This window comes from Treponema sp. (genome assembly GCF_045657965.1).
Lineage (GTDB): Bacteria > Spirochaetota > Spirochaetia > Treponematales > Treponemataceae > Treponema_D.
The window spans coordinates 1-3,299 of record NZ_JAZOUG010000255.1; the positions used below are offsets into that span (position 1 = coordinate 1).

Below are 3,299 nucleotides of genomic sequence, written 5' to 3' on the forward strand. Positions count from 1 at the left end.
CAACGCGCTGTTTCTGTCCGCCGGAAAGCTCGCGCGGGTAAGAGTTCTTTTTGTCTTTAAGCCCGACACGTTCAAGCCACATTTCGGCTTCTTTTTCGACTTCCTTCATGTCGAGGGCCAGCTCGTGGGCGTGCTTTGGACCAAGGAGCAGGTTTTTCATCACGTTAAGGTGAGGAAAAAGGTCATAGCTCTGGAAGACCATGCCGATTTTCTGTCGGATTAAGTGCATGTCCTTGCTGCGGTTTGAAATGACTTCACCGTCAAGCCTGATTTCTCCTCCCTGAATTGTTTCAAGACCGTTGATACAGCGGAGAAGCGTTGACTTGCCGCAGCCACTGGGTCCCAAAACGACGATGACTTCGCCTTTTTCAACATTAAGCGAGAGCCCTTTGAGGATTTCGTTTTCGCCGAAAGATTTTTTTATGTTTCTAATTTCCAAAAGTGCCATTTTTTTTCTCCAGTTTTTTTGCGCCGAGATTTAGAATCCAGCACACGAAAAAGTACATCATGAAAATCACGAAATAGACCGCGATGCTTGCCGTTGGAACTGTCAGGCGGTTGGCTTCGATAATCTGCTGACCGATTTTGACCACTTCGATTACACCGACGAAAACCACCAGCGACGTCGTTTTTATCATGCGCGTAATCAGGTTCATTGAAAGGGGAATCAGACTGCGCAGAGTTTGCGGAATTATTATGTAAAAAAAGACCTGCCTTTCCGTAAGTCCGATTGCCCGGCCGCTCTCATACTGGTGCTTTGGAACGCTTTCGAGGGAACCACGGACTAAATCGCCCATTTCAGCCGTTCCCCAAAGGGTAAAGACCAGAATGCTTGCTGCTTCTCCGCTGAGCGAAATGTCAAATGCGCGTGTGAGACCGTAATATGCCATGAAAAGCAGAACCATCTGAGGCATAATCCGCATGATTTCAAGGTAGATTTTGCAGATGATTTTGACAGCCCTGTTTTTGACAGTCATCAGCATGCCCAAAAGAATTCCAAGTACAATCGAAAAAGCTACAGAAACGAGGGCAATCCAGACAGTGACCCAGAGCCCGCCCAAAAGACGAGTGAAATTCGTGCCCCTTGTGAGAACGCTGAATGCAGCTGTGATGGCCTGGATTGTATTTGGGTTAGCGGCTTCCGAACTGAGCATAACGCAGCCTCCTTTCGGCAAAAGATGCAATCACTGAGATTGGAAGAAGCAGAAGAAAATATGAAATGCACAGGAGCGTGAGTGCTTCGTCGGTTTTGTAGTAAAGCCCGATTAAATCCTTGGCAACATACATCAAATCTGCGAGTGCGACTGCAGAAAAAACCGAGGTTTCTTTGATTAAGAACATTACGTTTGCACAGAAGCCCGGAATGGAAACGGAAATTGCCTGTGGAAGGATAACATACTGAGTGACCTGCCGGGATGTGAGACCGATGCACTGGGCGCTTTCGACCTGAATCTTTGAAACTGATTCTAAAGCAGAGCGGAAAGTTTCTTCCATGTAGGAGCCGCCGAGGAAGGTAAGGCCGATGACTGCACACTGAACTGAAGAAAGCTTGATTCCCATTCGCGGAAAAGCAAAATAAAGGAAAAAAAGCTGAATTAAAAGAGGGGTGTTTCGGGAAAGTTCGATATATGCACCGACTATTCTGCGGAAGACGGGAATTTTAAAATATTTTATGAGGGCACAAACTAAGCCCAGTATAAACGAAAGAAGAATCCCTGCCAGAGCAAGCTGAAAGGTAAACAAAGCCGCCTCGGCATACATGGGTATAACTTTTTTAATAAAGGTAAAATCCATATACCTAGTATTATAGTAGATTTCTAAAAGAATGGGAATTCATAACTAAAACCTTTCCATAAAAAACAGAAAGGGCAGCATTCAGTAAAGCGAGTGCTACCCTTATACATTTTTTAATTTTTATTTCAATTTATTAAATTGAGTAGTTTCCTTCCGGCTCCATCATTCCGTTTTCAATCAGGATTTCTTCAAGTCGTTCCTGAGTGATTGGTGTTGGAATTGTGAAGTTTGTATTTTCATCGATTGCCTGAGCTAAATCGCGGTAAACCTGTGCCTGAGAGCTTTCCGGTGCGTACTCGATTACAGTCTTTTTGCGGATTTCTGCCTGCTGAACGATGTTGTTTCGTGGAACGAAATAAATGAGCTGTGTGTTGAGCTCTTTTGTGAAAGCACGGAGCAAATCAAGCTCACGGTCAACGTTTCGGCTGTTACAGATGATTCCGCCAAGTCGGACATCACCACGCTCAGCATAGCGGGCAATACCTTTACAGATATTGTTTGCAGCGTACAAAGCCATCATCTCTCCAGAAGCAACGATGTAAATTTCCTGAGCTTTGCCTTCGCGGATTGGCATAGCAAAACCACCACAGACAACGTCACCAAGAACGTCATAGAAAACATAGTCCAAATCTTCTGTGTAAGCGACAAGGTTCTCAAGCATAGAAATAGAAGTGATGATACCACGACCTGCACAACCAACACCCGGTTCTGGTCCGCCTGATTCTACACATCGAACTCCCTTAAAACCGACTTTCTGCAAATCGTCAAGTGCAATTTCTGTTTTATTATCGCGGATTGTGTCCAAAACAGTTTTCTGATGCAAACCGCCGAGCAACAAGCGTGTTGAGTCAGCCTTTGGGTCACAGCCGACAACCAGAACTTTTTTACCAAGTTCCAGAAGACCAGCAGTCAGGTTTTGGGTCGTTGTTGATTTTCCGATTCCGCCTTTTCCGTAAATCGCTATCTGTCGAAGTTTTTTTGCCATTATAAGCACCCCTTATTTTTTTTATTATATCCTAGTTATTCAGTAGGTAATAATATTATGCTAATTATTACCTACTATGTCAATGGGTAATAGAAAAATTTTTATTTATTTTCCAATTTCTATTATTCTGCTGCAGACTTTCAGAACTGCGTTGTCATGGCTCACGAGAATTACAGTTTTGCCTTCATCTGCAAGACTGCTAAATATTTTCAAAATCTGAGCGGTGCGTTCATCATCAACGGATTCTGTCGGCTCATCTGCGAGAATGATTTCAGGGTTATTCATAAGCGCACGGGCAATCAGAACACGATGATTTTCGCCGCCGGAAAGGTCTCTCGGATAACTGTTTGCAAGGTGCGAAATTCCAAGAGACGCGAGTAATTTTTCTGCATATTGACTTGCAAATTCCATTTCTGATTTTGCGGGAGAAGTTTCAGCAAGAAAGTAGGGCAGGCGAACGTTGTCCAATACTGTCAGGTTTTCAAGAAAGCTCTGTTCCTGCGAAACAAATCCGATATGT

At 44.0% G+C, this 3,299-nt stretch carries 5 protein-coding genes; all 5 read right to left on the reverse strand.

Features of this window, described 5'->3' with window-relative positions; translation table 11 throughout:
- Positions 1 to 448, reverse strand: a 448-nt coding sequence (locus ACKI5B_RS09630; protein WP_407428178.1) for an amino acid ABC transporter ATP-binding protein, incomplete at its 3' end; no start/stop codon positions are given.
- Positions 429 to 1,154, reverse strand: a complete 726-nt coding sequence (locus ACKI5B_RS09635; RefSeq protein ID WP_407428180.1) for an amino acid ABC transporter permease — start codon at positions 1,152 to 1,154, stop codon at positions 429 to 431. The genes ACKI5B_RS09635 and ACKI5B_RS09630, both read right to left, overlap by 20 nt.
- On the reverse strand, positions 1,132 to 1,794 hold the full coding sequence (locus ACKI5B_RS09640) for an amino acid ABC transporter permease (protein ID WP_407428182.1): 663 nt from the start codon (positions 1,792 to 1,794) through the stop codon (positions 1,132 to 1,134). The genes ACKI5B_RS09635 and ACKI5B_RS09640 overlap by 23 nt, the downstream gene beginning before the upstream one ends.
- 133 nt (positions 1,795 to 1,927) lie before the next feature.
- Entirely contained in the window at positions 1,928 to 2,779 is an 852-nt protein-coding gene (nifH, locus tag ACKI5B_RS09645; RefSeq protein ID WP_407428184.1) for a nitrogenase iron protein, read from the reverse strand.
- 105 nt (positions 2,780 to 2,884) lie between these two features.
- On the reverse strand, positions 2,885 to 3,299 hold a 415-nt coding region (locus tag ACKI5B_RS09650; RefSeq protein ID WP_407428186.1), incomplete at its 5' end, for an ATP-binding cassette domain-containing protein.

Coding starts and splice junctions, on each gene's coding strand:
- ACKI5B_RS09635 (WP_407428180.1), bottom strand. CDS start 1,154: ATGCTCAGTTCGGAAGCCGCTAACCCAAATACAATCCAGGCCATCACA.
- ACKI5B_RS09640 (WP_407428182.1), bottom strand. CDS start 1,794: ATGGATTTTACCTTTATTAAAAAAGTTATACCCATGTATGCCGAGGCG.
- nifH (WP_407428184.1), bottom strand. CDS start 2,779: ATGGCAAAAAAACTTCGACAGATAGCGATTTACGGAAAAGGCGGAATC.